This is a genomic window from Cellulomonas sp. NPDC089187, assembly GCF_040685135.1.
GTDB lineage: Bacteria > Actinomycetota > Actinomycetes > Actinomycetales > Cellulomonadaceae > Cellulomonas.
Window position 1 is genome coordinate 583,865 of the sequence record NZ_JBFBHI010000003.1, and the last position, 25,479, is coordinate 609,343.

The 25,479-nt window shown below is 70.3% G+C and carries 24 protein-coding genes and 1 tRNA gene; 6 read left to right on the forward strand and 19 right to left on the reverse strand.

Annotated features, from left to right (window positions below):
* Positions 1 to 62 precede the first annotated feature (62 nt).
* Complete coding sequence (locus AB0N78_RS10960) at positions 63 to 719, forward strand: helix-turn-helix domain-containing protein (RefSeq protein ID WP_363389710.1); 657 nt, start codon at positions 63 to 65, stop codon at positions 717 to 719.
* 63 nt (positions 720 to 782) lie between these two features.
* On the opposite strand, the gene AB0N78_RS10965 is transcribed toward AB0N78_RS10960, so the two are convergent.
* From AB0N78_RS10965 to AB0N78_RS11005, 9 genes are all read right to left on the reverse strand, one after another.
* Positions 783 to 3,359 carry an MMPL family transporter gene (locus AB0N78_RS10965; protein WP_363389713.1) on the reverse strand — a complete coding sequence of 859 codons (2,577 nt, stop codon included), beginning with the start codon at positions 3,357 to 3,359 and terminating at the stop codon, positions 783 to 785.
* Positions 3,360 to 3,459: 100 nt separating this feature from the next.
* On the reverse strand, positions 3,460 to 3,990 hold the full coding sequence (locus tag AB0N78_RS10970) for an O-acetyl-ADP-ribose deacetylase (protein ID WP_363389715.1): 531 nt from the start codon (positions 3,988 to 3,990) through the stop codon (positions 3,460 to 3,462).
* 26 nt (positions 3,991 to 4,016) lie between these two features.
* Positions 4,017 to 4,108: transfer RNA gene (locus AB0N78_RS10975), tRNA-Ser, on the reverse strand.
* Positions 4,109 to 4,139: 31 nt separating this feature from the next.
* Entirely contained in the window at positions 4,140 to 4,925 is a 786-nt protein-coding gene (locus tag AB0N78_RS10980) for an SDR family oxidoreductase (protein ID WP_363389718.1), read from the reverse strand.
* A 37-nt stretch (positions 4,926 to 4,962) separates the two neighbouring features.
* Complete coding sequence (locus AB0N78_RS10985) at positions 4,963 to 5,373, reverse strand: PIN domain-containing protein (protein ID WP_363389721.1); 411 nt, start codon at positions 5,371 to 5,373, stop codon at positions 4,963 to 4,965.
* A 29-nt stretch (positions 5,374 to 5,402) separates the two neighbouring features.
* Positions 5,403 to 6,047 carry an ATP/GTP-binding protein gene (locus AB0N78_RS10990; RefSeq protein ID WP_363389724.1) on the reverse strand — a complete coding sequence of 215 codons (645 nt, stop codon included), beginning with the start codon at positions 6,045 to 6,047 and terminating at the stop codon, positions 5,403 to 5,405.
* The gene (locus AB0N78_RS10995) at positions 6,028 to 6,402 is read right to left on the reverse strand and encodes a DUF742 domain-containing protein (RefSeq protein WP_363389727.1); all 375 of its coding nucleotides are present in this window, start codon (positions 6,400 to 6,402) and stop codon (positions 6,028 to 6,030) included. The genes AB0N78_RS10990 and AB0N78_RS10995 overlap by 20 nt, the downstream gene beginning before the upstream one ends.
* A 7-nt stretch (positions 6,403 to 6,409) precedes the next feature.
* A complete protein-coding gene (locus AB0N78_RS11000) occupies positions 6,410 to 6,853 on the reverse strand; it encodes a roadblock/LC7 domain-containing protein (RefSeq protein ID WP_363389730.1) in 444 nt (147 codons plus the stop codon).
* Positions 6,854 to 6,911: 58 nt separating this feature from the next.
* The gene (locus AB0N78_RS11005) at positions 6,912 to 10,646 is read right to left on the reverse strand and encodes a nitrate- and nitrite sensing domain-containing protein (RefSeq protein ID WP_363389733.1); all 3,735 of its coding nucleotides are present in this window, start codon (positions 10,644 to 10,646) and stop codon (positions 6,912 to 6,914) included.
* A gap of 138 nt (positions 10,647 to 10,784) precedes the next feature.
* On the opposite strand from AB0N78_RS11005, the gene AB0N78_RS11010 reads away from it, so the two are divergent.
* Both AB0N78_RS11010 and AB0N78_RS11015 read left to right on the forward strand, forming a co-directional pair.
* Entirely contained in the window at positions 10,785 to 11,768 is a 984-nt protein-coding gene (locus AB0N78_RS11010) for an NAD(P)H-quinone oxidoreductase (RefSeq protein WP_363389736.1), read from the forward strand.
* 79 nt (positions 11,769 to 11,847) lie between these two features.
* The gene (locus AB0N78_RS11015) at positions 11,848 to 12,330 is read left to right on the forward strand and encodes a bacterial proteasome activator family protein (protein WP_363389739.1); all 483 of its coding nucleotides are present in this window, start codon (positions 11,848 to 11,850) and stop codon (positions 12,328 to 12,330) included.
* Positions 12,331 to 12,588: 258 nt separating this feature from the next.
* Here AB0N78_RS11015 and AB0N78_RS11020 read toward each other — a convergent pair whose 3' ends face one another.
* The 10 genes from AB0N78_RS11020 to serS all read right to left on the reverse strand — a co-directional run bounded on the left by AB0N78_RS11020 (position 12,589) and on the right by serS (position 22,209).
* The gene (locus AB0N78_RS11020; protein ID WP_363389912.1) at positions 12,589 to 13,488 is read right to left on the reverse strand and encodes an EamA family transporter; all 900 of its coding nucleotides are present in this window, start codon (positions 13,486 to 13,488) and stop codon (positions 12,589 to 12,591) included.
* A 118-nt stretch (positions 13,489 to 13,606) separates the two neighbouring features.
* On the reverse strand, positions 13,607 to 14,548 hold the full coding sequence (locus AB0N78_RS11025; RefSeq protein WP_363389742.1) for a carbohydrate ABC transporter permease: 942 nt from the start codon (positions 14,546 to 14,548) through the stop codon (positions 13,607 to 13,609).
* Positions 14,548 to 15,507 (reverse strand): sugar ABC transporter permease, encoded by a 960-nt coding sequence (locus tag AB0N78_RS11030; protein ID WP_363389915.1) that lies wholly within the window; start codon positions 15,505 to 15,507, stop codon positions 14,548 to 14,550. The genes AB0N78_RS11025 and AB0N78_RS11030 overlap by 1 nt, the downstream gene beginning before the upstream one ends.
* Positions 15,508 to 15,643: 136 nt before the next feature.
* Complete coding sequence (locus AB0N78_RS11035) at positions 15,644 to 17,035, reverse strand: ABC transporter substrate-binding protein (protein WP_363389745.1); 1,392 nt, start codon at positions 17,033 to 17,035, stop codon at positions 15,644 to 15,646.
* A 190-nt stretch (positions 17,036 to 17,225) separates the two neighbouring features.
* Positions 17,226 to 18,233, reverse strand: coding sequence for a LacI family DNA-binding transcriptional regulator (locus AB0N78_RS11040; RefSeq protein WP_363389748.1), 1,008 nt, complete (start codon positions 18,231 to 18,233; stop codon positions 17,226 to 17,228).
* Positions 18,234 to 18,293: 60 nt separating this feature from the next.
* On the reverse strand, positions 18,294 to 19,313 hold the full coding sequence (locus AB0N78_RS11045; protein WP_363389751.1) for a zinc-dependent alcohol dehydrogenase family protein: 1,020 nt from the start codon (positions 19,311 to 19,313) through the stop codon (positions 18,294 to 18,296).
* A gap of 86 nt (positions 19,314 to 19,399) precedes the next feature.
* Positions 19,400 to 19,834, reverse strand: coding sequence for a type II toxin-antitoxin system VapC family toxin (locus tag AB0N78_RS11050; protein WP_363389754.1), 435 nt, complete (start codon positions 19,832 to 19,834; stop codon positions 19,400 to 19,402).
* On the reverse strand, positions 19,831 to 20,058 hold the full coding sequence (locus AB0N78_RS11055; protein WP_363389757.1) for an Arc family DNA-binding protein: 228 nt from the start codon (positions 20,056 to 20,058) through the stop codon (positions 19,831 to 19,833). The genes AB0N78_RS11050 and AB0N78_RS11055 overlap by 4 nt, the downstream gene beginning before the upstream one ends.
* Positions 20,059 to 20,116: 58 nt before the next feature.
* Complete coding sequence (locus tag AB0N78_RS11060) at positions 20,117 to 20,935, reverse strand: HAD hydrolase family protein (RefSeq protein WP_363389759.1); 819 nt, start codon at positions 20,933 to 20,935, stop codon at positions 20,117 to 20,119.
* Positions 20,932 to 22,209: a serine--tRNA ligase gene (gene serS, locus AB0N78_RS11065; protein ID WP_363389762.1), complete on the reverse strand. Its 1,278-nt coding sequence runs from the start codon at positions 22,207 to 22,209 to the stop codon at positions 20,932 to 20,934. Before serS ends, AB0N78_RS11060 begins: the two co-directional genes overlap by 4 nt.
* A gap of 88 nt (positions 22,210 to 22,297) precedes the next feature.
* Between serS and AB0N78_RS11070 the strand changes: the two genes are divergently transcribed.
* The 3 genes from AB0N78_RS11070 (at position 22,298) to AB0N78_RS11080 (ending at position 25,474) form a co-directional block, all read left to right on the forward strand.
* Positions 22,298 to 23,440 (forward strand): diacylglycerol kinase family protein, encoded by a 1,143-nt coding sequence (locus AB0N78_RS11070; RefSeq protein WP_363389765.1) that lies wholly within the window; start codon positions 22,298 to 22,300, stop codon positions 23,438 to 23,440.
* A gap of 66 nt (positions 23,441 to 23,506) precedes the next feature.
* The gene (locus AB0N78_RS11075) at positions 23,507 to 24,400 is read left to right on the forward strand and encodes an aldo/keto reductase (RefSeq protein WP_363389768.1); all 894 of its coding nucleotides are present in this window, start codon (positions 23,507 to 23,509) and stop codon (positions 24,398 to 24,400) included.
* A gap of 75 nt (positions 24,401 to 24,475) precedes the next feature.
* Positions 24,476 to 25,474 (forward strand): MoxR family ATPase, encoded by a 999-nt coding sequence (locus AB0N78_RS11080; RefSeq protein WP_363389771.1) that lies wholly within the window; start codon positions 24,476 to 24,478, stop codon positions 25,472 to 25,474.
* Positions 25,475 to 25,479: the final 5 nt, after the last annotated feature.

Genomic DNA, 25,479 nt, shown 5'->3' on the forward strand with positions numbered 1-25,479 from the left:
ATCCCGCCATTCTGCCTCCCGATCACAACCGGATGAGATCTATCAGCTTGTAGGCTCCGAGCGTGTCATCCGACCCGACTCCCGACGCCCGCCCGTTGCGCGCCGATGCCGCCAGGAATCGGGACCGCATCATCACCGCCGCCCGGGAGCTGTACGCCACTCGGGGGCTGAGCGTCGGACTCAATGAGATCGCCCACCACGCCGGGCTGGGCGTCGGCACCGCGTACCGGCGGTTCCCGGACAAGCAGCAGCTGGTCGAGCTGGCCCTGGCCGAACCGCTGCGGGAGATCACTGAGGTCGCCGCCGAGGCCCAGCGAGCGGCTCGCGCCTGGGACGGACTCATGCTGGTGCTGGAGCGCGGTGCCGCCCTGCTCGCCGCCAACCTCGGTCTGCGCGATGTCGCCCTGGGCCCCGATGGCGATCTGGAGGGGCTGACCCCGCATGTCGAGGGCTTCGCGGAGATCGTCTGCGGCCTGATGGACCGCGCCCGGGCCGAGGGCGACCTACGGCAGGGGGTCACCCACGACGATCTGACACTGATCCTGTGGATGGTCAGCGAGCTGGCCGCGCACAGTGTGGAGGTCGAGCCCGAGGCCTACCGGCGGTACCTGCGGCTAGTGACCGACGGCCTGCGTGAGGGTCCGGGTCTGGCGGAGCTGGCACCGGCGCTGACCACCGAGCAGGTCACCGAGATCGCACGGCACTGGGCGGCGCACTGATCGTCCTGGACAGCACGGAGGCCGGCCACCCTGGTGGGTGACCGGCCTCCGTTGTCGTCGGGCCTAGGCCTTGTGCGAGGGACCGTGCGGGTGGGTGCCGGACGGTGCCGCGTCCACCGGCCCGGCCGCATGTGCACCGACGTGGGCGGAGTTGGCCGGAGCGGTGTGGTGCGCCCGCTCCAGGTTCGCGCCCTCCACGTCGACATTCGGCAGAATCCGGTCCAGCCACCTCGGCAGCCACCAGGCCTTCTCCCCGAACAGGTGCATCAGCGCGGGCATCACCAGCATCCGGATGACGAAGGCGTCGACCAGCACACCGAAGGCCAGGCCGAAGCCCATCGGCCGGATCATCGCGGTGTGCGAGAACACGAAGCCGCCGAAGACGCTGATCATGATGATCGCCGCTGCGGTGACGACCGCGCGCCCGGCACGGACACCCTCGGTGACTGCCAGCCGCGCCGGGGAACCGTGGGCGTAGGCCTCGCGCATGCCGGAGGTCAGGAACAGCTGGTAGTCCATCGCCAGCCCGAAGAGCACGCCGATCAGGATTGTCGGCAAGAAGCTCAGCACCGGGCCGGTCTCATGCACACCGAACATGCTGCCCAGCCAGCCCCACTGGTAGATCGCGGTCACCCCACCGAAGGCCGCGAACACCGACAGCACGAAGCCCAGCGTGGCGATCAGCGGCACGATGATCGACCGGAACACGATGATCAGAATGATCAGCGACAGCCCGATCACCACCGCCAGGTACAGCGGCAGCACGTCGGCCAGCTTCTCCGAGATATCGATGCTGCCTGAGGCCATGCCGGCGACCCCAAGGGAATCGGTCGCACCGTCCGGGGTGAAGTCGCGCAGGGTGTGCACCAGGTCCTCGGTGGACTCGGACGTCCCACCGTCGACCGGGATCACCTGGAACGCGAGCATCGTGCCGGACTCGGAGACACCGATCGGCACCACCGCGGTCACGTCGTCCTGGTTCATGATCTGCTGCCCGATGGTGGCCTGCAGATGGGTGGCTGCCGCCTCATCCTGCGGTGCCTCGACATCGGCGACGACCAGCAACGGACCGTTGATCCCGGCACCGAACTTCTCCGCCGTGATCGAGTACGCCCGGTACTGAGTGGTGCTCGGCTCCTCCTGGGCACCATCCGGCAGACCCAAGCGCATGCCCAGCGCGGGCAGGGCGATCACAGCGAGCGCCGCGATTCCGGCGACCACACGCAGCACGGCGGACCCGGTGGACATCGGCTTGAGGCCGGACTTCACCGGCACCGGCTCCGCATCGCGCTGCTTCTTGGGCAGCACCCGCTTGCCGGCCAGACCCAGCAGTGCCGGGGTCAGGGTGATCGCCACCAGCACCGCGATGGCCACCGAGGCTGCCGCCACCGAGCCCATCAGGCCCAGGAACGGGATGCCGGTGATGTTGAGCGCCAGCAGCGCGATCAGCACGGTCGCCCCGGCAAAGACCACGGCGTTGCCGGAGGTGCCGTTGGCCAGGCCGATCGACTCGTGCACCTGTGCACCCTCACGAAGCTGACGGCGGTGCCGGTTGAGGATGAACAACGAGTAGTCGATGCCGACCGCCAACCCGAGCATCACGCCCAGGATCGGGGTCACGGACATCATCTCGATGCTGCCGGACAGCGCCAGAGCGCCCAGCGCACTGACCCCCACACCGATCAGCGCAGTGACCAGCGGCAGCCCGGCGGCGACCAGGGTGCCCAACATGACGAACAGCACGATGGCGGCGACCACCACACCGACGATCTCGGCCACCCCACCGATGCTCGGCACCCCCGCGGCCAAATCGGAGGAGAAGTCGACGGTCACACCGGGGATGTCCGCACCCGAGGCGGTGTCCTCGACGGCCTCCTTGGTGGCCGGGTCGACCTCCATCAGGGGCTTGTCGAAGGAGACCGTGGCCACTGCGGCGGAGCCGTCCTCGGCGACGGTGCGGTACTCGGCGGCCATCGTCAACAGCGCCTGACCGTCCTCCAGCAGCGGCGCATTGGCGTCGAGCTCACCGGCGGAAGCGTTCAGGGTCTCCTGCTGGGTGTTCAGCTCCGCCTGCTGCGCGTCGATCTGCGCCTGCTGGGCGTCGAACGGGGCCAACGTGGCGGCATCTGCACCCGCGGCCTCGGCGGCAGCCCTCGCCTGGTCGAGCTGCTGCTGACCGGCGTCGATCTGTGCCTGGCCGGCGTCGATCTGCGCCTGCCCCTGCTCGACCTGGGCGCGTCCGGCCTCGACCTGGGCCTGCCCCTGCTCCAGCTGGGTGGCCTGCTCGGCACGCTGCGCCTCGGTGGCGAAGGGGTCCACCGTGCCCGCGACCCCGTCGATGTCGGCGATCTGCGCCAGCACATCGGTGATGGCCTGCTGCTGCTCGGCGGTGAAGGCGGCGTCGTCCTCGGTGGAGAACACCATGGTCCCGGTGCCACCGCTGGCGGTCTCGAAGTCCTCGGCCAGCCGATCGGTGACCGCGGAGGTCGGAGTGTCCGGGATGTCCACCGTGGAGCTGAGCGTGCCACCCCAGGTCAGGTAGGAGCCGGCTGCGACCGCCAGGGCCAGCACCCAGCCCACGATCACGATCCAGGCCCGGCGGGCGGAGAACCGGCCCAGCCGGTAGAGCAGCTCTGCCATGAACGTCCTTCTTCTCACTCAGGGGGTCGAGGCTGTGGCAGCCTATGTGCCGATGTTGATAACGGCCATCCGCTTCATCCGGTTCCGGGTGTGAGCTGGATCATGGTGGGGCGTGTCCGGGCGTTCCGTTCAGCTCGCCTTCGAATGTCGCCAGCACCGCAGGGGAGAACAGCACGAATCGCACGAGGTCGACCTCGCCGAACCAGCTGCGAACCGCCTCCACGGCGACCCGTGCCACGTCCTGCGCCGCCCAGCCGTACACCCCTGCCGATACCGCGGGCATCGCCACCGTCCGTGCCCCCACCCGCGCCGCCTCGTCCAGGCTGTGGGCGAAACAGGCGCGCAGCAGCGCCGGGTCAGTCTGCCCCCGATGCGCATTCGGGCCCACCGTATGGATCACCCACCGGCACGGCAGGTTTCCGGCCCCGGTCGTCACTGCCTCCCCGACGGGCAGCCCATCCGGCAGGCGGGTGCGCCTGAGCTCACGGCACTCGGCCAATAACTCCGGCCCGGCGGCCGCATGAATCGCCCCGTCCACTCCGCCGCCGCCGAGCAGGGAGGAGTTCGCCGCATTGACGATGGCGTCGACGGCCTCACGCGTGATGTCACCACGGACAGCCTGAATCTGCATGGCCCCACGGTGACAGGTACTCGATGCGGAGGGCGTGGGATTCGAACCCACGAGGACGGGGTTGTCCCGCCCCAACGGTTTTCAAGACCGTCGCTTTCGGCCGCTCAGCCAGCCCTCCTGTGGTGCGCGGTGAGACTACCAGCGGCCGGTCAGGGCAGGATCGAATCGACGTAGCCGCCGTCCACGCGCAGCGCGCCGCCGGTGGTCGCGGAGGCCAATGGGGAGGCGAGGTACGCGACCATCTGCGCGATCTCCTCCGGCTCGATCAGCCGCTGCAACAACGACTGTGGACGATGCACGCGCATGAACTCCCGCTGCGCCTGCTCCCAGGGCAGCTCCCGGTCGACCAGCTCGTACACGAAGTCCTCGACGCCGCCGGTGTGCGTGGGACCGGCGATCACCGAGTTGACCGTGACCCCGGTGCCCGCGGCCTCCTTGGCGAAGCCACGGGTGACGGCGAGCAGGGCGGTCTTGCTGGTGCCGTAATGAATCATCTCCGCTGGGATCACCACCGCCGAGTCGCTGGCGATGGTCAGCACCCGGCCCCAGCCCGCGGCGGTCATGCCGGGCAGGGTGGCGCGGATCAGTCGCACTGCGGACAGGACATTCACCTCGAAGTACCGTCGCCAGTCGTCGTCGGTGATCTCCAGCGCAGGGGTCGCCCCGAAGATGCCGAGGTTGTTGACCAGGATGTCGACATGGCCGACCGCGTCGAGCACGGCGGCGGCACCATCCTCGGTCGTGACATCACCGGGGGCGGCGATCAGGTCGCCCTCCAGCTCCGCAACAACCTGCTGCACCACCTGCGGACGACGGCCGTTGACGGCGACCCGTGCGCCCGCCTGGGCCAGGGTGGCGGCGATGGCGCGACCGATTCCCTGAGTGGAGCCGGTGACGAGGGCGGTGCGACCCGTCAGGTCGAGGGTGAGGGCCATGGGGTGACGGTAGGTCGACCGTCATCGCCGCGCGAGGTCACGCGGCGAACCACTGATCAGCGAGCCCCGGACTGACCACCCGCAGGTGATACATCTGAGCCACCTGCGCGAGTCGGGCGTCGTAGGTGGCGAGGGTGTCGACCTCTGGATGCGCGGCCGCCACCCCGAGGTGCAACGCCCCGAAGGACGACAGCACCCCGGTCACCATCGACGCCACCCGCAGCGCTTGGTCGAAGTAGCGGACCTCGGTCAACCGGTCCGCGACGTCGAGTGCGCGCAGGCGGACATCCGTCGGCTGCCCGGCGGCCGCAGCACGCAGCTCGCTCAGGGACAACGACGTGACAAGGAGGTCCGCCTCCCGCTCCGCTGCCCACCGGTTCCACTCGTCGGACTGCGGAACGCCTGCCAGGTAGCGGATGAGCGCCGAACCATCGGCGTAGATCCGCACGTCCCGCAGCGTATCGGGACCGTCCGGCCTCAGGCCGCCCGCAACCGCTGCATCGCCACCTGCACCAGCTGGATCAGACTCTGCTTGGTGGCGGTCCGGGACCGGGCGTCGGTGTAGAGCACCGGCACATGCTCCGGAATGGCCAGCGCCTCGCGGACGTCCTCCAGGCGGTGCTTGGCCACCCCGTCGAAGCAGTTGACCCCCACCACGAACGGGATGCCCCGCGACTCGAAGTAGTCCACCGCGGGGAAGCACTGGTCCAGCCGGTCGGTGTCGACCAGGACGACCGCACCGATGGCCCCACGCACCAGGTCGTCCCACATGAACAGGAACCGGTCCTGGCCGGGGGTGCCGAACAGGTACAGCCAGAGCGATCCGGGCAGGGCGATCCGACCGAAGTCCATCGCCACCGTGGTGGAGGTCTTCCGGTCGGAGACCCCACCGGCGTCATCCACGCCCACCGAGTGCTCGGTCATCGCCGCCTCAGTGTTCAGCGGCTCGATGTCGGAGATCGACCCGATGAAGGTGGTCTTGCCAACGGCAAAGCCACCGGCGACGACGATCTTGACCACCGTGGGCGCGGCACCGGGCTGCTCGCCGGGTCCGGCGGTGCGGGCAGCGGGCACCGTCACATCCACGGTGCCGAGGCCGGGGTCAGAGGGCGGAAATGCCATTGAGAACACTCTCCAGCACGCGCAGGGACAGGGCGGGCGATTGGCCGGTGCGGACCTCGGCCGGGGTGGAGCCGTGTACCCGCACGTACCCCGCCTCGACTAGATCGGACACCACGACACGGACCACCCCGAGGGGCAGGTGCAGCAGCGCGGACAGCTCGGCGATCGAGATGTAGCCGTGGGAGGCGTGCTGGAGGATCGCGCGCTTCTCCGGGGTGAGGCCCTGACCGGCCACCCCGTCGGGCAGCAGCTCCACGAGCGCCTCCACCGGGTAGTCCGACCGGTCCGACCGCACCCGGCCACCGGTCACGGCATAGGGCCGGACCGTGCGGGTCTCGAACTCGTTCTCGCTCATCACGGCCTCACACCAGTCGGGTGGCACCGTCGATGGGCAGCGACGAGCGCATCTCGGTGATCAGCTGCGGGGTGAGCGTCGCCTCCGTGCGGGACACCAGCATCGCCATCTCGTAGCCGATCAAGCCGACGTCGCAGGTGGCATCGGCGACGACTGCCAGCACCGACCCGTTGGACACGCTCATCAGGAACAGGAACAGGTGGTCCATCTCCACGATGGCCTGGCGCACGTCACCGGCGCGCAGCTGACGGGCGGCGCCCCGGGTCAGGCTGGACATACCGGAGACGATGGCCGCGAGCTGGTCGCCGCTGGTCCGGTCCAACTGCTCGGACATCGCCATCAGCAGACCGTCGGCGGAGACCACCAGGGTGTGCCGGGTGCCGGGCACGGTCCGGACGAAGTTGTCCAGCAGCCAGCCGAAGTTGGCTGCCTCGGTGCTGAGCGTGGTCACGCATCCTCCTGGTGGATGGCAGCCGGGGCTGCGGTAGCGGGCGCCGGGCGAGCGGCGGTCACGGGATCGGGGTGGGGTGAACGGGTGCGGGGCCGGTGTCCGCGTCGGCGGGGCCATCGCCCTGGGCTCGACGTCCTCGACGGGTGCCGGACTGGAAGCTGGCGAGCCGGTCGCGCACCGCATCCGCGTCCCGGGGCGTGGTGGAGGCTGCCGGAGCGAAGGCCGGAGCCTCGGGCACCGCATGCGGCACGCGTCGGGTCAGCGAGCCGGTGGGCCGGTCGACCGAGGTGGGCCGGTACGCGGACAGCTGGCTCAGCTCGCTCAACGCCTGCTCCTGGATGTCGGCTCGCATCGCGAGCATGGCGGCGCCCTGCTGGTCGACGGCGGCCACTCCGGTCGGGGACTCGACCTGCTGCGGTGCCCAACCGGTGATGCTCGCCCCCTCGGCAGCGGTGGCACTCGTCGCGGGCTGTGCGGCTGGTGTGGGTTCTGCCGGCTCTGGTGCCCAGGCCTGCTCGGCGGCGACCCAGTCGGCACCGGCAGGGACCGGGTCGGTGCCGGGCTGTGACCAGCCGAGGTCGGTGGCGGGCGGGGCGAGTGCTGCGACGGCCGCGCTCGGTGACCAGGCCGAGGGGATGGCCCCGTCGGCCTGGTCGCTGCGGGGCTGCCCCCCGACTGCCTGGGACGGCTCCGGCTCAGTGGACCGCGCGGGGGACCAGCCCGACCGTGCCGGGGCACCCTGCTCGGGTGTCGGCTCGGTCTCCTGTGGCGACCAGCCCGTCGACGGGCCAGCGGCACGGCCGGCCGCGAACGGCGTCAGTGTCGGTGTCGGCTCGGAGGGAACCGTCGACGCGGGTTCAACCGTCGACGCCTCCACCGCAGTGGCCACGGAGCGGCGCACCGGGGCGGGAGCAACGGCACCGGCTGGCGGGGTGACCAGGGCGTGCGCGCCGGTGACCGCGCGGGGCTCCGTCCCCCGTCGACGACGAGCGGAGAACCACGACGCTCGACCGCGGCGTGCCCGGTCCCGACGGGGCGCAGCCGGGTCATCCGAGCTGTCACCGCGCACCACAGTGGCGAAGTCCGGCACCGACACCCGCTCGACCGGCCGCGACGGCGCTGCGGCGGGCTCGTCCTCGGCGCGCAGAGTGCTGTCCCCCGCATGCACCGCGATGTCCGCGACCGGTTCCGGGGCCGCGCCGGTGTCAGCGGTGCCGGGGCCCTCCGGCGTCGAAACCGGGACCACCGGGTCGGATGCGCTGGTCAGCGGCGGGTCGAAGGGCTCCGGGACGCTGAACGGCAGCGGACGGAACGCGGTGTTACCCCCCTCTGCCTCCAGTGGCTCGTCCTCCTCCGGCATCAGACCCGGGACGACGAACCCGTCGACCGGCACCTGCCCGGCATCGACCGACTCAATGGCCGACCCGGCCGGCGACTCCGCCGCGGTGGGACCGGTGGTGACCGCACGCCCCCGGAATCCGGCGAACAGCCCGGCGCGCGGAGCGCTCGGCACCGGTGCCGCCGCGCGGTGGGCGTCGGGGAGTGCGGTCGCCTGATCGGGGCTCTGCGTCGGCAACCCGCTGGTCCGGCTCGGGAGTGAGATGTCCCGGGTCGGCAGCCCCGGCTCTCGGCTCGGCAATACACCACCCTCGGCCGCAACCTCCGGTGCCCATCCCATGGACGCGGCGGCGACCTCGGGGGCCAGCGTGGCCGCGGCGGGGACCGGCAGCACCACCTCGGGTTCGGAGGACACCGGCGGGCCGGCCTCCCGGCGACGACGGGGCAACCCCGTGTCAGTGGCACCGTCGGTCAGCGCCGCCAGGTCGACGGGCACCGCGGCCGCAGGCGGCTGGTCGACCAGCGGCAGCGACCCGGTGGTGGTGACCAGACCTGTGGTGGCCGGCTCGGTGGTGAACAGCGCGCCGGGAAGGGCCACCGTGGCCACCGTGCCCGATCCGCCATCGGTCACCCGCGACAGCGTGACGGTGGCCCCGAGCCGGGCGGCCAACCGCGCCACCACGAACAGCCCTAACCGCTGGGCACCGATCGCGTCGGTGGCCGCGGCGGAGCCGATGGTGGCATTCGCCTCGTCGAGCTCCTCGTCGCTCATGCCCAGGCCCTGGTCGGTGATCGTGACCAGCACCTGACGGTCCCCGCTGCGCTCGGCGGCGACCTCGCCGGTCCGGACCGCCACCGGGGTGCCGGGCTCGGAGAACAGGGTGGCGTTCTCCAGCAGCTCGGCCATCAGATGGGCGGCGGCCAGGGCGTTGAAGCCGTGCATCAGCGGGTCGACGCCCAGGTCCAGCTGCACCCGGTCGTACTGCTCGATCTCCGAGGACGCGGTGCGCACCACATCGGACAGCGGCATGGCCTCGCGCAGTCGTCGCCCGGAGTCGATCCCGGCCAACACCAGCAGGGACTCGGCGTTGCGGCGCATCCGGGTGGCGAGGTGGTCTAGGCGGAACAGGTTGGCCAGGGTGGCCGGGTCCTCCTCGGAGCGTTCCAGGGAGTCGATGAACGCCAGCTGGCGACCGAGCAGCACCTGGTCGCGGCGGGCCACATTGACGAACATCTCCGCGATGGAGCCACGCAGCGCGGCCTGGTCGCGGGCCACCTGGATGGTGGTGGCGTTCACCGAGTTGAAGGCCTCGGCCAGCCGACCGACCTCGTCCTGGGACGTCACCGGGATCTCGGCCAGGGACAGGTCCGGCGCACGCCCGGGCTCCGCCACCTGCTCGACCAGACGGGGCAGCTCCGCACGGACCTCACCAGCGGCCGAGGTCAACCGGCGCAGCGGGACGACGATCCCCCGGGACACCACGAACGCGATCACGATGGACAGCGCCGTGGCAGCCACGGTCAGACCGATGGTGAACGCCGACTCCCGCTGGGCCGCCGAGGCCAACGCCCCGGCACGAGCATCCGCGGAGGCCAGCAGGTCATCGGAGGTCGCCCGCAGGATGTTCAGCTCGGTGTTGACCAGCGTGTTCCAACGGACCGGGTCCATCGACTGAATGTTCAGCTGGTTGCCGTTGCTGAGCGCGATCTGCATCGCCGTGAGGTCGGCGCTGCGCGAGGCCAATTGGATGTCGTTCAGCCGCAGGTTGTTGGTGGTGGTGCGGGCGGTGGCACGGGCCTCGTCCGCCACGGCGAACAGGGCGGACATCTCCCGGATCTCATCCGGGTCGGTGCCCTGGTCGTCCAGCACCTCCAGCACCGCGGGCTGGGTTCGCAGCACCCGCTCGATGGTGCCGGCGACCTGACCGTAGGCGCTCAGCCGGGAGGCCAGTGAGCGGTCGGACAGTGTCTCCGCCACCAGGGCCGGGACGGTGTTGTGGGCCGCGATGATGTCGGTGACGTTCGACTCGATGACCGCCGCGGAGGACACCGTGTCCGCGTCCACCTGCTCGCGCATGCTGGTGAGGCGACCGCGCGCCAGGGTCGCCGCCTCGATGGCCTCACCGACGCGTGGGTCCAGACCGGACACGTCCAGCTCGGCCAGGGTATCGGCCAACGTCGCCAGGGTGGCGTCGGTGTTGGTGCGGGCGGCGGGCAGGCTGCCGGACAGGTCGTCGCCGCTCACGGTCTGCATGGACAGCGTGCGCTCCTGCTGCAACGCCTGGATCGCGTCGGCGTACTCCGGCAGCACCTGCACCACGCGGCTGACCGCGGCGGCGGTGCGTGCCTGGGACACGGACTGCACCGCGATGTACCCGCTGGTCCCCAGCAGCACCAGCACGGGCAGCGCGAGCACCGCCAGCACCTTGGTGCGGATGCCGAGCCTGCGCAGCATGTCGACCTGCCTCCCGTTCCCCGCGCGACCCGTCGGTCGGCGGCGGGCGTCGCCAGGACACCCGTTCCCAGCCCATCGGCCGATCGGCGGGCCGACATGAGCCCTCCGCGTGGATTCATCCGTGCGTACCCTCGACGAATGCGCGTGATGCAGGTGAATGAACCCGGCGGTCCGCAGGCTCTGGTGGCGGGCGAGCAGCCCGATCCGGTGCCGGGGCCCGGTGAGCTCCTGATCCGGGTAGCCGCCGCCGGGGTCAACCGCGCGGATCTGCTGCAACGGCAGGGGCACTATCCGCCGCCGCCAGGTGCGCCCCTGTGGCCGGGCCTAGAAGTATCCGGAACCGTGGTCGGACGGGGTGCCGGTGTTGATGGCGACCGCTGGCCCGACGGGCTCGCGGTGGCGGCACTGCTGGGCGGTGGCGGCTACGCCGAGCTGGTGACCGTCCCGGCCGCGCAGACACTTCCGGTCCCCGCCGGGATCGACCTGATCGCTGTCGCCGGTCTGCCGGAGGCCGCCTGCACAGCCTGGACCAATCTGATCGACTCCGGTGGCATGACCCCCGGTCAGACGGTGTTGGTGCAGGGCGGCTCCGGCGGTGTCGGTTCGGTGGCGGTGCAGATCGCCGCGGCGTTGGGGGTGCGGGTGCTGACCACCGCCGGTGGCCCGGAGCGCGCGGATCGGTGTCGGCAGCTGGGCGCGGATGTGGTGATCGACCACCGTGGTCAGGATGTCGCCGCCGCCGTGCATGAGGCCACCGACGGGCGCGGGGTCGACGTCGTGCTGGATGTACTGGGTGCGGGCGGCCTGGAGGTCAACCTCGACTGTCTGGCCACCGGTGGGCGGTTGGTGGTGATCGGCACGCAACGCGGCTCCCGCGGCACCCTCGACCTGGCCCGGCTGATGGCCAAGCGCGCCTACGTCACCGGCTCGACCCTGCGTGGGCGGTCCCCGCAGGAGAAGGCCCGCGTGGTCGCCGGTGTCGCCGAGCACGTGTGGCCGCTGCTCGCCGCCGGACGGGTCCGCCCGGTGATCCATGCCCTGCTGCCGCTCGATCAGGCCCCGGAAGCGCACCGGCTGATGGACTCGGGCGAGGTGTTCGGCAAGGTCCTGCTGGTGCCCTGACCGCACCGACGCCCCGAGCCGCCGCACCGCGGGACGACCTGGCCGCGCGCGGTCGACCAGTCCGGGGCAGCATCGGGGCATGACCGAAGACCGCAGCCCCGACCGACCGCGGATCGTCCTGCCCGGTGACGCCCCTGTCCCTGTCGACGACCAGGACCCGGTCGTGCAGATCGATCAACCCGCGAAGGTGATGCGGATCGGCACCATGATCAAGCAGCTGCTCGACGAGGTCCGCTCCGCTCCGTTGGACGAGGCCGCCCGTGCCCGGCTGGCCGAGGTGCACGAGCGGTCGCTGACCGAGCTGGAGGACGGCCTGTCCCCCGACCTGGTCGAGGAACTGCACCGGATCACCCTGCCGTTCGGCGACGAGCAGACCCCGTCGGACGCCGAGCTCCGGATCGCGCAGGCGCAGCTGGTCGGATGGTTGGAGGGGCTGTTCCACGGCATCCAGACCGCGCTGGTCGCCCAGCAGATGGCGGCGCAATCACAGCTGACCCAGATGCGCCGTGCCCTGCCCGGCACGCAGCAGAATCCTGGGTCGGGCCCAGGCCAGTACCTCTGAGGGGAGCGGCTCACCGGGGGCGGGGCGTCAGCGTCATGCCCTGCGCCCCCGGTGGCGCGAACGCGCCTTGTGAGCGCGGTGTCCGGTCATCGGGAGAGTGGAGGTTGTCAGCGCCCGTCCCATCCCTGCGGACTGGGACGATCTTGCCTCGTCCGCCGCCATTGTGAGTGGAATCGACACGGTGGCAGTGAGTGATCGAAGCGTCATAGAGCAGTAGCTAGATGCTCCGTAGGCGGCATATGTATGCGAAGTAGGCGGTCAGCGCCGCATACCGGGGCGTGAGGTCAGCACGATCGCCGCCGAGACACAGGCCAGCCCGAGCACCTCCCAGCCATGCGGCCACTGACGCAACGCCACCGCCCCCACCGCGGTCGCCGTCGCCGGCAGCAGGGCGAGCAGCACCGCGAAGCTCGCCGCGCTCACCCGACGCAGCACCACCTGCTCGATGGCATAGGGCACCACCGACGACAGCACGGCGATCCCCAGCACCGCGGCTGCCAGGGCCGGGTCGTGCAGCACCGGAGTCGCCCCTGCCGCCAAGAACGGCGCGCCGACCAGCGCACCCGCAACCATCCCGACCGCCAGCGAGGCCAGACCGTCCGGCGCGGGCCGCACCTGCGCCGACCCACTGCCCGGTCCCTCACGACCGCCTGCCCGCGCGGCACCGACCGCCACTCGACGCCCGAGCATGATGTACCCCGCCCAGAACACCGCCGCCGCGCCGATCGCCACCAGCCCGTGCAGCACCCGCGGATCCTCTCCCGTGCCCCGCTGCACCCCCGCCAACGCCACCACACCGAGCCCCGCCACCAGGATGCCCAGCCGTTCCCGCCAGCCACGCCCGGTGATCGCCGCCACCGCCACCGGGCCCAGGAACTCGATCGCCACCGCGGTCCCCAACGGCAGCACATCGATCGCCAGATAGAACGACACGTTCATCGCCGCCAGCACCACGCCGAACAGCGCCGCCGTCCCCAGACTCCGCCCGGTCCAGCGCGCACGCCATGGACGACGCCATGCGAGCAGCACCACCGCCGACACCGCGATCCGCAACCACGCCACCGTCGGCGCGGCCACCTGGACGAACAGGCCCACCGCCAGTGCCGCACCGGCGTACTGGGTCAGGCCGGACAGGACGAACAGCACCGGCGCGGGGATGCTGGCGCGGTTGGTCACCCGGTCAGCGTAGGTGGGCGATGACCCGCGCCGCCCCTCGCCCGGGCACAGGTCGGCCCCGGCACCCACCGCGGAGTGCCAGGGCCGATCCGGGAGGTCGTCAGCCCTTGACCGACCCCGCCAGCAGCCCTCGCACGAAGTACCGCTGCAACGCCACGAACACGATCACCGGCACGATGATCGACACGAACGCCCCGGCGGACAGCAGGTGCCAGGCCGTGCCGCGGGTGCCGGTCAGGTTGAACAGCGCCACGGTCAACGGGTTGACGTTCGGCTGTCCACCGAAGGTGAGTCCGACCAGCAGGTCGTTCCACACCCAGAGGAACTGGTAGATGCCGAAGGCCGCCAGCGCGGGCTTGAGCATCGGCAGCATCAGCCGGAAGAAGATCGTGACGTGCCCGGCACCGTCCACCCGGGCGGCCTCGATCAGTTCACCGGGGATCTCCCGCATGAAGTTGTGCAGCAGGAACACCGCCAACGGCAGGGCGAACATGGTGTGCGCCAACCAGATCGGCCAGAACGTCCGGTTGATGCCCATGTCGACCCACAGCTCCAGCAGCGGGAGCAGGGTGACCTGCAACGGCACCACCTGGAGCGCGAACACCGCGACGAACAGGGTGTTCTTGCCCGGGAACTTCATCCACGCGAAGGCGTAGGCGGCCAGCGCGGCGATCAGCAGCGGTGCCAGCACGGCGGGCAGTGTGATCGCGATGGAGTTGATGAAGTACGGCGCCAGGTTGTCTTGGCCGGTGGAGCCGAGCACCGCCTGGTAGTTGTCCAGGGTGAAGCTCGGGTTGGTGAACACCGTCCACCAACCGGAGTTCTTGATGTCCGCCTCGGGCCGGAAGGACGTGACCAGCAGACCGAAGGTCGGCAGTGTCCACAGCACGGCGAGCACCACTGCGGCCAGTGACGCCCACGGGGAGGTGAGCCGCTTGCGCGCGGTCGCGGCGACCGAGCCACCGCCACGGCGACGACGACGGCCGGAGCCGGTGTCGACGCCCGGGTCGGCCGGGATGACGGGAACGGAGAGCTGGGCCATCAGTGGGCCTCCGATGCACGCAGCTGGCGGACGTTGTACACGATGATCGGCACCACCAGGATGAACAGCAGCACGGCCAGCGCCGCACCCAGACCCTGGTTACCGGCGGAGAAGGACTGGGTGTAGAACTCGTTCGCCACCACGCTGGTACCGAAGGAGCCACCGGTCATCGTCCGGATGATGTCGAAGACCTTCAGGCAGCCGATGGCGATGGTGGTCAGCACCACCACGATGGTCGGCCGGATCGCCGGCAGGGTGATGAAGCGGAACATCTCGAAGGCGCTCACCCCGTCCAGCCGTGCGGCCTCGGTCATCTCCGCCGGGATCGCCTTGATCGACGCGGACAGGATGGTCATCGCGAATCCGGCCTGGATCCAGATCATCACCACGATCAGGAAGAACGTGTTCCACGGCGAGTTGATCAGGAACTGTTGTGGTGACCCGCCCAACCAGACGATCACCTGATTGAGCAGACCGATCTGCGGGATCTGTTGTTGGCCTGGCAGCAGGTTCTCGATGTGGTCGCGGTACTCGTAGACGAACTTCCAGATGATCGACGCCCCGACGAACGAGATCGCCATCGGCAGGAAGATCAGCGCCTTGGCGAAGGATTCCCCGCGCGCCCCGTCGACCAGGATCGCGTAGATCAGGCCGATGATGGTGGCGATGAACGGCGTCACCAGCACCCAGAGCACGGTGTTGCGCAGCACGACCAACTGCTCGTCGGAACTGAAGATCGTCAGGTAGTTGCTGAGCCCGATGAACTGCGATCCGGCCGCGTCGTAGAGCGAGCGGACGACGGTGCGCCCGGCCGGGTACACCAGCCCGACCAGCAACAGGACCACGGTCGGGGCGAGGAACAGCCAGGCGACGTTGCGGCGACCACGCCGCTCGGCCAGACCGGCCAGGAACAGGATGATGCCGACCACTGCCGCGAAGGCGAGCAGGGCGATCACCATGGTGAGGAGCTTGCCGCTCGTGGTGGTGGCGGCGGAGACAGCCAGATGCACGGGCCCTCCCGGGACGACGCTGTGACAGGTGGAGTGAGGTTCGGCCCGGGTGCTGGGTGAGCACCCGGGCCGAACCTCGGTCAGATCAGGAGGCCGGCCAGGCCGCCTCGATCTTGTCCAGCGTGTCCGTGGTGGACTGGCCGGTGATCCAGTTGGTCGCCTGCTTCCAGAACGCGTTCGACCCGACGGCGGCCGGCATCATGTCCGACCCGTCGAAGCGGAAGACCGTGTTCGGGTCCTGGAGGATCTCCGCCGACAGCTTGTCGATCGGGTTCACCAGGTTCGCAGTGTCCAGCCCCTTGTTCGCGGTGATCCAGCCACCGGAGGTGATGTCCGAGGAGGCGATGGCCTTGTTGTTCGCCCAGGTGTCCGTGGACAGGTAGGTCTGGAACGCCTGCACCTCGGGGCGGTCGGAGAACGCGAGGTTGAACTCGCCACCACCGAGCACCGGCTTGTCGTCCGCGGTCTCACCCGGCAGGTAGAACGCGAAGGCGTTGCCGTCCTCGGCGACGGTCACCGAACCGTCGGTCGGGAAGTTAGACGCGTAGAACGAGGCCATCCGGTGCAGGAAGCAGGTGCCCTGCGGGATACCAAGCCCGGCGTCCTGGAAGGTGGTGGTGGCGATGGAGTTCACGTCACCGAAGCCGGCGTTCACGTAGTCCGGGTTCTTCAGGTAGTCACCGACCGCGTCCAGGGCCTCGGTCGGGGCCTCGGAGTTGAAGGCGACCTCGTGGTTGACCCACTGGTCGTAGACCTCGGGGCCACCGCTGGGCACGCGCAGGACCATGTCCTCCATCCAGTCGGTGAGCGGCCAGCCGGTGGCCTCACCCGACGCGATGCCGGCGCACCAGGGCTTCTGCCCGGTGTCGGAGATGGTGGCGGTCAGCTCGGACAGCTCGTCCAGGGTGGTCGGCACCTCCCAGCCGTTCGCCTCGAAGATCTGCGGGTTGTACCAGACCAGCGACTTCACGCTGGCACCCGACGGAGCGGCGTAGAACGTGCCGTCGACGGTGCCGTAGGCCTTCCAGTCCTCACCCCAGAACTCGTCGACGTTCGCGGCGACATCCTCCGGTGCGGCGACGGCCTTGCCCGTGGCGACCAGCTGCTGGAGCAGACCCGGCTGCGGCACGATGGCGATGTCCGGTGCACTGCCCGCCTGGGCCTGCACCAGGATCTGCTGCTCGAAGTTCTTGTCCGAGGTGTACTCGATGGTGGCCCCGGTGCACTCCTCGAACGGCTTGTACGACTCGACGTACGGCTCGTCCTCCGGTGCAACGATGCCCGAGTACACGGTCACGGTCTTGCCGGACAGGTCGCCGTACTGCTCGAAGTCGGCGCAGTCCGTAGTGGTCGACCCGCCGCTCGCGGTGTCGTCGCTTCCGGAGTCGCCGTCGCTGGAACAGGCCGCCAGGGCCAGCGCGACGCCGAGCCCTCCGGCGATGACGGCACTCTTGCGGTGCCGACGGATGCTGGTCATCCTCGTCCTCCCACATCCTCGTGGTGCTCGCCGAACCTCGTTGCCCGGCGTGATGGGGTTCATGCAAGCGTTTACACGGCTCGCGCACAAGCGGTTGCGACGATTTCAGCGTCACGATTCGGTCACGCGGGGTCGTTCTGGGCGGACCAGGCGTTTCGCCCCGCGGACGGATGCGACCGAGCGGGTGAACTCAGTCCCGTGGTGGTGCCGTCGAGCCCCGCTCCACCAGCGTCGCCTCGAACACCACCTCGGAGGGCACCGGAGCGCCGGTGATCAGTTCCAGCAGCATTGTGGCCGCCGTCGCCCCCTGGTCACCCGGGTCCTGCACCAGGGTGGTCAGCCCGAGGTGCTCACCGATTTCGATCCCGTCCACCCCGATCACCGAGACATCCTCCGGCACCCGCAGCCCTCGATCCCGACAGCCGAGCACCGCGCCCAGGGCCATCTCATCCGAGGCAGCGAACACCGCAGTGATATCCGGCCGAGCGTCCAGCAGCCGGTGCACCGACGCGCGGCCGCCAGCCACATCGAAGCCCTCATGCGCGGTCAACCCCGGGTCGGTCGGCAAACCACGGCGGCGCATCGACGCGCGCCACCCGCGCTCGCGCCGCACCCCCGGCGACCAGGCCAACACGTCATCCGGCTCCCCGGAAATGTGCCCGATCACCCGGTGCCCCAGCCCGGTCAGATGCGCCACCGCCTGCTCGGCAACGTCCTCGTCGTCCAGACCGACCACCGCATGCCCCGGCGTGCCCGGCCCGACGAACACCAGCGGATAGCCGAGCGCATCGAGTCCGGCGATCTCCGCTCGTTCCAGCGGCAGCCCGACGACCAGCACCCCGTCCACCCGACGGCGTAACGTCCCCGGGTCCAGTTCCACCCTGCGCGGACGGTGCGCCACCTCGAAGGTGTGCAGCAGCGCGTTGAAGCCCTCGGCCCGCAACGCACGCTCCGCCCCCTCCAACACATGAGCGAAGAACCACTGCGACACCCACGGAGTCAGCAGCCCAATGGTCCGGGTCTGACCACTGGCCAAGGACGAGGCCGAGGGCGAGGCCACATAGCCCAGTTCCTCGGCCACCCGCCGCACCCGCTCGCGGGTCGACTCGGTGACATTCGGCAATCCGCGCAGGGCTCGGGAGACCGTCGCGGTGGAGACCCCCGCCGCCCGGGCCACGTCGACGATGCCGTGCGCCATGGCCGCGATTCTGCATCGCCGGGCGGGGCGGGGTCCACCGGATGGGTGCTGCCCCCGAGTTCAGAGGGTCAACATCACCTTGGTCGCTCGGCGCTCGTCCATCGCCCGATACCCCGCGGCAGCCTCCTCCAGCGGCAGCACCAGGTCGAAGACCCGGCCCGGGTCGATCTGGCGGTCCCAGATCCGCTGCACCAGGTCCGGGAGGAAGCGCCGCACCGGTGCCGGTCCGCCATGCAGGTGCACCCCGGCACCGAACAGCACGTCACCGGGGATCGCGACCTCGTGCGACACCCCCACGAATCCGATGTGCCCACCGGCCCGGGTGGACGCGATGGCCTGCATCATCGCCTCCTGGGTGCCCACTGCCTCGATCACCGAGTGCGCACCGAGACCGCCGGTCAGCTCCGTGATCCGGGCCGCCCCCGCCTCGCCGCGCTCGGTGACAATGTCCGTGGCGCCGAACTCCCGAGCCAGCGCCTGCCGGTCCGCGTGCCGACTGAACGCGATGATCCGCTCCGCGCCCAGCTCCCGCGCCGCCAGCACCCCACACAGTCCGACCGCGCCGTCACCGACCACGGCCACGGTCTTGCCCGGCCCGGCCTCGGCGGCCACCGCGGCGAACCAGCCAGTGCCCAGCACGTCGGAGGCCGCCAGGAACGACGGGATCAGATCCGCGCTCGGCATCCCCGGCGTCGCCACCAACGTGCCGTCCGCCAGCGGGATACGCGCCTTCTCCGCCTGCGTGCCGATCAGCCCCATCAGGGTCCGGTGCACGCAGTAGGCCTGGTACCCGGCCTGGCAGATCTCACAGGTGTTGTCCGAGGACCAGAACGACCCGACCACAAAGTCGCCGACCTTGACGTCGCGCACCTGCGGCCCGATCTCCTCCACGACCCCGACGTACTCGTGTCCCATCGGGGCGTGATCGACATGCTCCGCACCGCGGTACGGCCACAGGTCCGACCCGCAGATGCAGGTGGCAGTCAGCCGGATGATCGCGTCGGTGGGCTCCTCGATCCGCGGGTCTTCCCGCTCCTCGACCCGGACGTCGCCGGGGGCGTGCATCACTACTCCGCGCACGTGCTTGCTCCTTGCTCGTCGATGACTTCAGCAACGACGGTAGGAGCGGCGAGCCCTCTGTGGGAGGCCCGGTCACTACCCCCCGGTCAGGACCCCGCCGGCAGCAGGTCCTCGGTCCACGGATCGATGACCCGAATCCCGAGCGGGGCGAAGTGCCGGACATTGCGCGTGACGACGGTCATCCCGTGTGCTTGGGCGGTCGCCGCGATCAGCGCATCGTCATAGGGCGCGCGTTCCGGCACCCGGTAGCCAGCGAGAATCCGGGCGGCGCTCAGTGTGAAGGGCAGCACCCGACCGGAGAACGCGGGCAGCACCGACTGAGTGAACCAGTGCCGCAGCGCAGCACCCTGGGCGGCGTCGGTGCGTTCGATGCCGTAGATCCCGCGTTCGATCTCCGCAACAGTGAGTGCAGCCACGGCGAGGTCGGCCACCGGGATCTTCGCGATCCGACCGGCCACGTCCGGGTTGCGGGCCGGCACCCTCAGCGCCGACACCACATTCGTGTCCAGGACAAAGCTCATAGGTCCACCGGGCGACCGGTCAAGCCCAGGCGACCGGGCTCGAACTCGATCGACTCGCCACCGTCCATCGCCAGCAGGTCCACCATCGTGACCCTGTCCTGCTCGAGCGCACGTTCGACGATGGCTCGCGCTTCAGCCTCCATCGACCGGTCATGACGTCGGGCCAGATCCTTCAACTTGGCCTTGGTGCCACCCGGCAGATTCCTGATCAGCAGCTGCTCCACTGCCATCACCTCCGATATCACCTCGATGATATCGGAGGCGAAGAGGGCGACACCAGGGTCATCCCTCGGCCAGCACCGACCGCAGCACGTCGACCAGCCCGTCGTCCTCGATGGTCCCGGTGACCTCGTCCGCCGCTGCCCGCACGTCGTCGCCCGCGTGGCCCATCGCCACACCGCGCGCCGCCCAGTCGAGCATCTCCACGTCGTTCGACCCGTCACCGACCGCCACTGTCGCGAAGGGTTCCACACCGAGGTCCCGACGCAAGTCCTCCAGCGCCGAGCCCTTGTTCACCCCGCCCGGGGTCAGGTCCAGCCAGGCCGACCAGCCCACCGCATAGGAGACCTGGTGCAGACCGACCCGGCGCACCAGCTCGCGGAACTCCTCCGGGGTCCGGCCCGGGTCGCGGACCACAACTCGGGTCGCCGGGCGGGACACCAGCTCCTCGAAGTCACAGACCCGCTGGTCACCGGTCAGCTCCCCCTCGGGGAACGGGCGGGTCACCTGGAATCCGCGGCCCAGGTCCTCCACCGCGAAGAACGCGTCCGGGAGTTCCATCTGCAACACCCGCAGCGCCGGCTCGGGGTCGAAGGTGGTCAGCCGGGTCACCTCGTAGCCGTCGTCCAGCTCGGGATCGAGCCGCACGGTCACCGCACCGTTGGAGGAGATCGCCCACCCGGTGGTCAGCCCCAGGTCATGGGCGACCGGCACCGTGGCGCGCACCCCGCGTCCGGTGGCCAGCACCACGTGGGCGCCACCGTCCCGCAGGGCCGTGATGGACTCACGCACCGCGTCGGAGATCACCCCGTCGTAGGTCATCAACGTGCCGTCGACATCCAGGGCGACCAGGGTTCCGGCCACGGTGCGCGGGTGGGTCATCGCGATGCTCCTCCGGTGGGCTCGAGCAGCTCCAGGCCGCCGAGGTAGGGACGCAGACCCTCGGGCACCCGCACCGAGCCGTCGGCCTGCTGGTGGTTCTCCAGGATGGCCACGATCCAGCGGGTGGTGGCCAGCGTGCCGTTCAGGGTGGCGACCGGACGGACCTCACCGTCGGCGGTGCGCTCGCGGACACCGAGTCGACGTGCCTGGAAGGTGGTGCAGTTGGAGGTGCTGGTCAGCTCCAGGTAGCGCTGCTGGCTGGGCAGCCACGCCTCGCAGTCGAACTTGCGGGCGGCGCTGGAGCCCAGGTCGCCCGCCGCGGTGTCGATCACCCGGTAGGGCAACTCGGCCAGCCCGAGCATCTCTTCTTCCCACCCGAGGATCCGCTGGTGCTCGGCTGCGGCGTCCTCAACGGTGGTGTAGCTGAACGCCTCCACCTTGTGGAACTGGTGCACCCGGATGATGCCGCGGGTGTCCTTGCCGTAGGACCCGGCCTCCCGGCGGTAACAGGCCGACCACCCGGCGTAGCGCTTCGGACCGTCGGACAGGTCGAGGATCTCCCCCGAGTGGTAGCCCGCGAGCGCCACCTCACTGGTGCCGACCAGGTACAGGTCGTCGGCCTCCAGCCGGTAGATCTCGTCCGCGTGCGCGCCGAGGAACCCGGTGCCCGCCATGATCTCCGGCTTGACCAGGGTCGGGGTGATCACCGGGGTGAAACCCACCGCGAGCGCCCGGTCGACGGCGGCGTTCAGCAGGGCCAGCTCCAGGCGGGCACCGATTCCGGTCAGGTAGTAGAACCGCGCGCCGGAGACCTTCGCCCCGCGCTCGGTGTCGATGGCGGACAGCCCCTCGCCCAGCTCCAGGTGGTCGCGCACCCGGAAGTCGAACTCGGGCACCGTGCCCTCGTGCCGGAGCACCACATAGTCGTCCTCGCCGCCGGCGGGCACACCCTCGGCGACGATGTTGCCGATCCGGCGGGACAGCTCATTCGCCTCGGTCTCGGCCGCATCGGCGTCGGCCTGCAACGCCTTGACCTGCTCGGCCAGGGTCTTCGCGCGGGACAGCAGCTCCTGCTTCTCCTCGCCCTGCGCGGAGGCGACCAGCTTGCCGAGGGACTTCTGCTCGGCCCGCTTGTTCTCGAAGTCGGTCAGGGCGGCACGGCGACGCGCATCCGCATCCAGCACCTGGTCAACCAGCCCCGGGTCGTCACCGCGGGCCACCTGGCTCGCTCGTACGACGTCGGGGTCCTGGCGCAGCAGCTTGAGATCGATCACCGGACGAGCGTACCCAGCGCGGCGACCGAGCCACCCGTTATCCACAGTCCTGGGCGGAAGCCGTCGGATGTGCGTAGATTCTGCTGTCATGACCTGGGAGGGATGGCTAGCCGTCGCCGCACTGCTCGTGGCGGTCTCCGCCCTGACACTGGCGCTGGCCACCCGTCGAGCGACGCTCCCGGCCCGAACCCCGTTCCGTGGCACCGTGACCGCGCCGGTGCCGGAACGCGAGGAACCGACCCGGCCGCTGATCGCGTTCGTGGCGAACCCGTCCAAGACCGGTGTGCCGGATCTGCGTCCCCAGCTGCGCCGCCTCTGCGCCGAGCAATACCTGCCCGAACCGCTCTGGTTGGAGACCACCCCCGAGGACCCGGGTGTCGGTCAGGCCAAGCAGGCGGTGGAGCGCGGTGCCGACCTCGTGGTGGCGCTGGGTGGCGACGGCACGGTGCGCGCAGTGGCCGAGGCACTGGTCGGCTCCGGCGTCCCAATGGGCCTGGTCCCGGTCGGTACCGGGAACCTGCTCGCCCGCAACCTGGACATCCCGATCGGCGACCCGCTCGCCGCGTTCCAGCTGGCCCTGGACGGCATCGACCGGACCATCGACGTCGGCTGGCTCCGGGTCCTGAAGTTCGAATCGGACGTCGACGACGACATCGCCGAGGCCAATGACGAGCTGCCCGAGGACACCGACATCCCCCGCGACCACATCTTCCTGGTGATCGCCGGGGTGGGGTTCGATGCTGCGATGGTCGCGGACGCCGATGACGACCTCAAGGCCAAGGTCGGCTGGGTGGCGTACTTCGTCGCCGGGATCAAGCACCTGCACGGTCGTCGACTGCGGACCCAGGTCACCCTGGACGACAGCACCGAGGAGCCCGCCCGGGTGCGTTCCCTGCTGATCGGCAACTGTGGCCGACTGCCCGGCGGTATCACCCTGCTGCCGGACGCCGAGCTGGACGACGGTTGGCTGGACATCGCCGCCATCGACACCCGCGGCGGCGTGGCCGGATGGGCGCAACTCTTCGGCGAGGTCGTGCTCCAGGGCGTCGGCGTCCACCCGCAGTTGCCTGCCAAGATCGGCCGGATCGACCACGCTCGCGCCCGTGAGGTGCATGTCCGCATCGCCGGGGGCGAGTACGTGCAGGTGGACGGTGACGTGATCGGTCAGGTCACCGAGTTGTCTGCACGGGTGGACCCGGGCGCCCTGGTGGTGCGGGTCGGCCAACACTGACCCGGGTTGTTCGGGGGCACTGTCAGGCCCTCCCTCGATCCGCACCCTCCACCTAGCGTCGAGCCCATGACCGACATCCCCACTCTCACTCTGAACAATGGCGTCACCCTGCCTGCCCTCGGCCTGGGCGTGTTCCAGAGCGCCCCGGAGGAGACCACCTCCGCCGTGGAGACCGCGCTGCGCCTCGGCTACCGCCACCTGGACACCGCCGCGGCCTACGGCAACGAGCGCGAGGTCGGCGCGGGCATCGTCGCCTCCGGAGTCCCCCGCGAGGAGATCGTCGTCGAGACCAAGGTCTGGGTCTCCGACTACGGCCGCGACCAGACCCTGCGCGCCGTGGACAAGGCCACCGGCAAACTCGGGCTGGACGTGATCGACATCCTGATCCTGCACCAGCCGCTGGCCGACCACTTCGACCGAACCATCGCCGCCTACCAGGCACTGGAGGAGGTCTACGCCGCCGGACGGGTCCGGGCGATCGGCGTCAGCAACTTCACCGTCGCGCATCTGGACCGGCTGGCCGAGCACACCGACATCGTCCCGGCGCTGAACCAGGTGGAGCTGCACCCGCACTTCCAGCAGAAGGCACTGCAGGCGGCACATGCCGAGCGTGGCATTCTCACCCAGGCGTGGTCGCCGATCGGCGGCATCACCTTCTACCCGGGCTGGGGCGAGGACCGTCAGTCGGTGATGGACGACCCGGAGCTGCACACCATCGCCGCCGACCACGGGGCCTCACCCGCTCAGGTGATGTTGCGCTGGCACCTCCAGCAGGGCCGCTCGGCGATCCCCAAGTCCACCAACCCCGACCGGATCCGGCAGAACATCACCCTCGACCTGACCCTGTCCGCCGAGGAGCTGGCCCGGATCGATGCCCTCGACGCCGGGCGGCGCAGCGGGCCGGACCCGGACCACAGGGATTCCTCGGCCCTACTCAACCGGACCATCCCGGACGCCTAATGCGCGCTCTCGGTGGTCGCCGCAGGACATACTGACCTGCGGCGATCACCGAGCAGGCACACAGGAAGGCCCTCCATGACCGACGGCGACACCCGGATCAGCGAGCGGGAACTGCAGCACGCTCAGGTGCTGGTGGGGCAGATCGGCAGCTTCTTCGACCAGCGGGTGGTCGGTCAGCGCAATCTGCGCACCGCCCTGCTCTGCACGGTCATGGCGGGCGGGCACATCCTGTTGGAGTCGGTGCCCGGTCTGGCCAAGACCACTGCCGCGCAGGCGCTCGCCGCGTCGATCTCCGGCAGCTTCCACCGGATCCAGTGCACCCCGGACCTGATGCCGAATGACATCGTCGGCACCCAGATCCTCAACTACTCCACCGGGGCGTTCAGCACTCAGCTCGGCCCGGTGCACGCCAATGTGGTGCTGCTGGACGAGATCAACCGTTCCTCCGCCAAAACCCAGTCCGCGATGCTGGAGGCGATGCAGGAGCGGCAGACCTCCATCGGCGGCGAGGTGCACCCGCTGCCCCGACCGTTCGTGGTGTTGGCCACCCAGAACCCCATCGAGGAGGAGGGCACCTACGTGCTACCCGAGGCCCAGATGGACCGGTTCCTGCTCAAGGAGGTGCTGGACTACCCGGCACCCCCGGAGGAGATCGAGGTGCTGGGCCGGATCTCCTCCGGCGCCCAGTCCGCGCCGATGACCGGCGCGCCGGTGGCCTTGGACGATGTCCGCTTCCTGCAGGACCTGACCCGCCGGGTGTACGTGGATGACGCGATCCGCCGGTACATCGTCGCGCTGGTGGCCACCACCCGCGGTGGCGGGCCCGCCCCGATCCCGGGTCTGCAGCGGCATGTGCGGGTCGGTGCCAGCCCCCGTGGCTCGATCGCCCTGATGCAGATCGCGCAGTCGCTGGCGGTGCTGGCCGGGCGGGCCTACGTGATCCCGGAGGACGTGAAGGCGCTGCGGCACTCGGTGCTGCGCCACCGTCTGGTCCGCACCCTCGACGCGCTGGTGGACGGGGTGAGCGCGGAGAGCCTGATCGACGCGGTCTTCGCCGCGGTGCCGACCCCCTGACGACG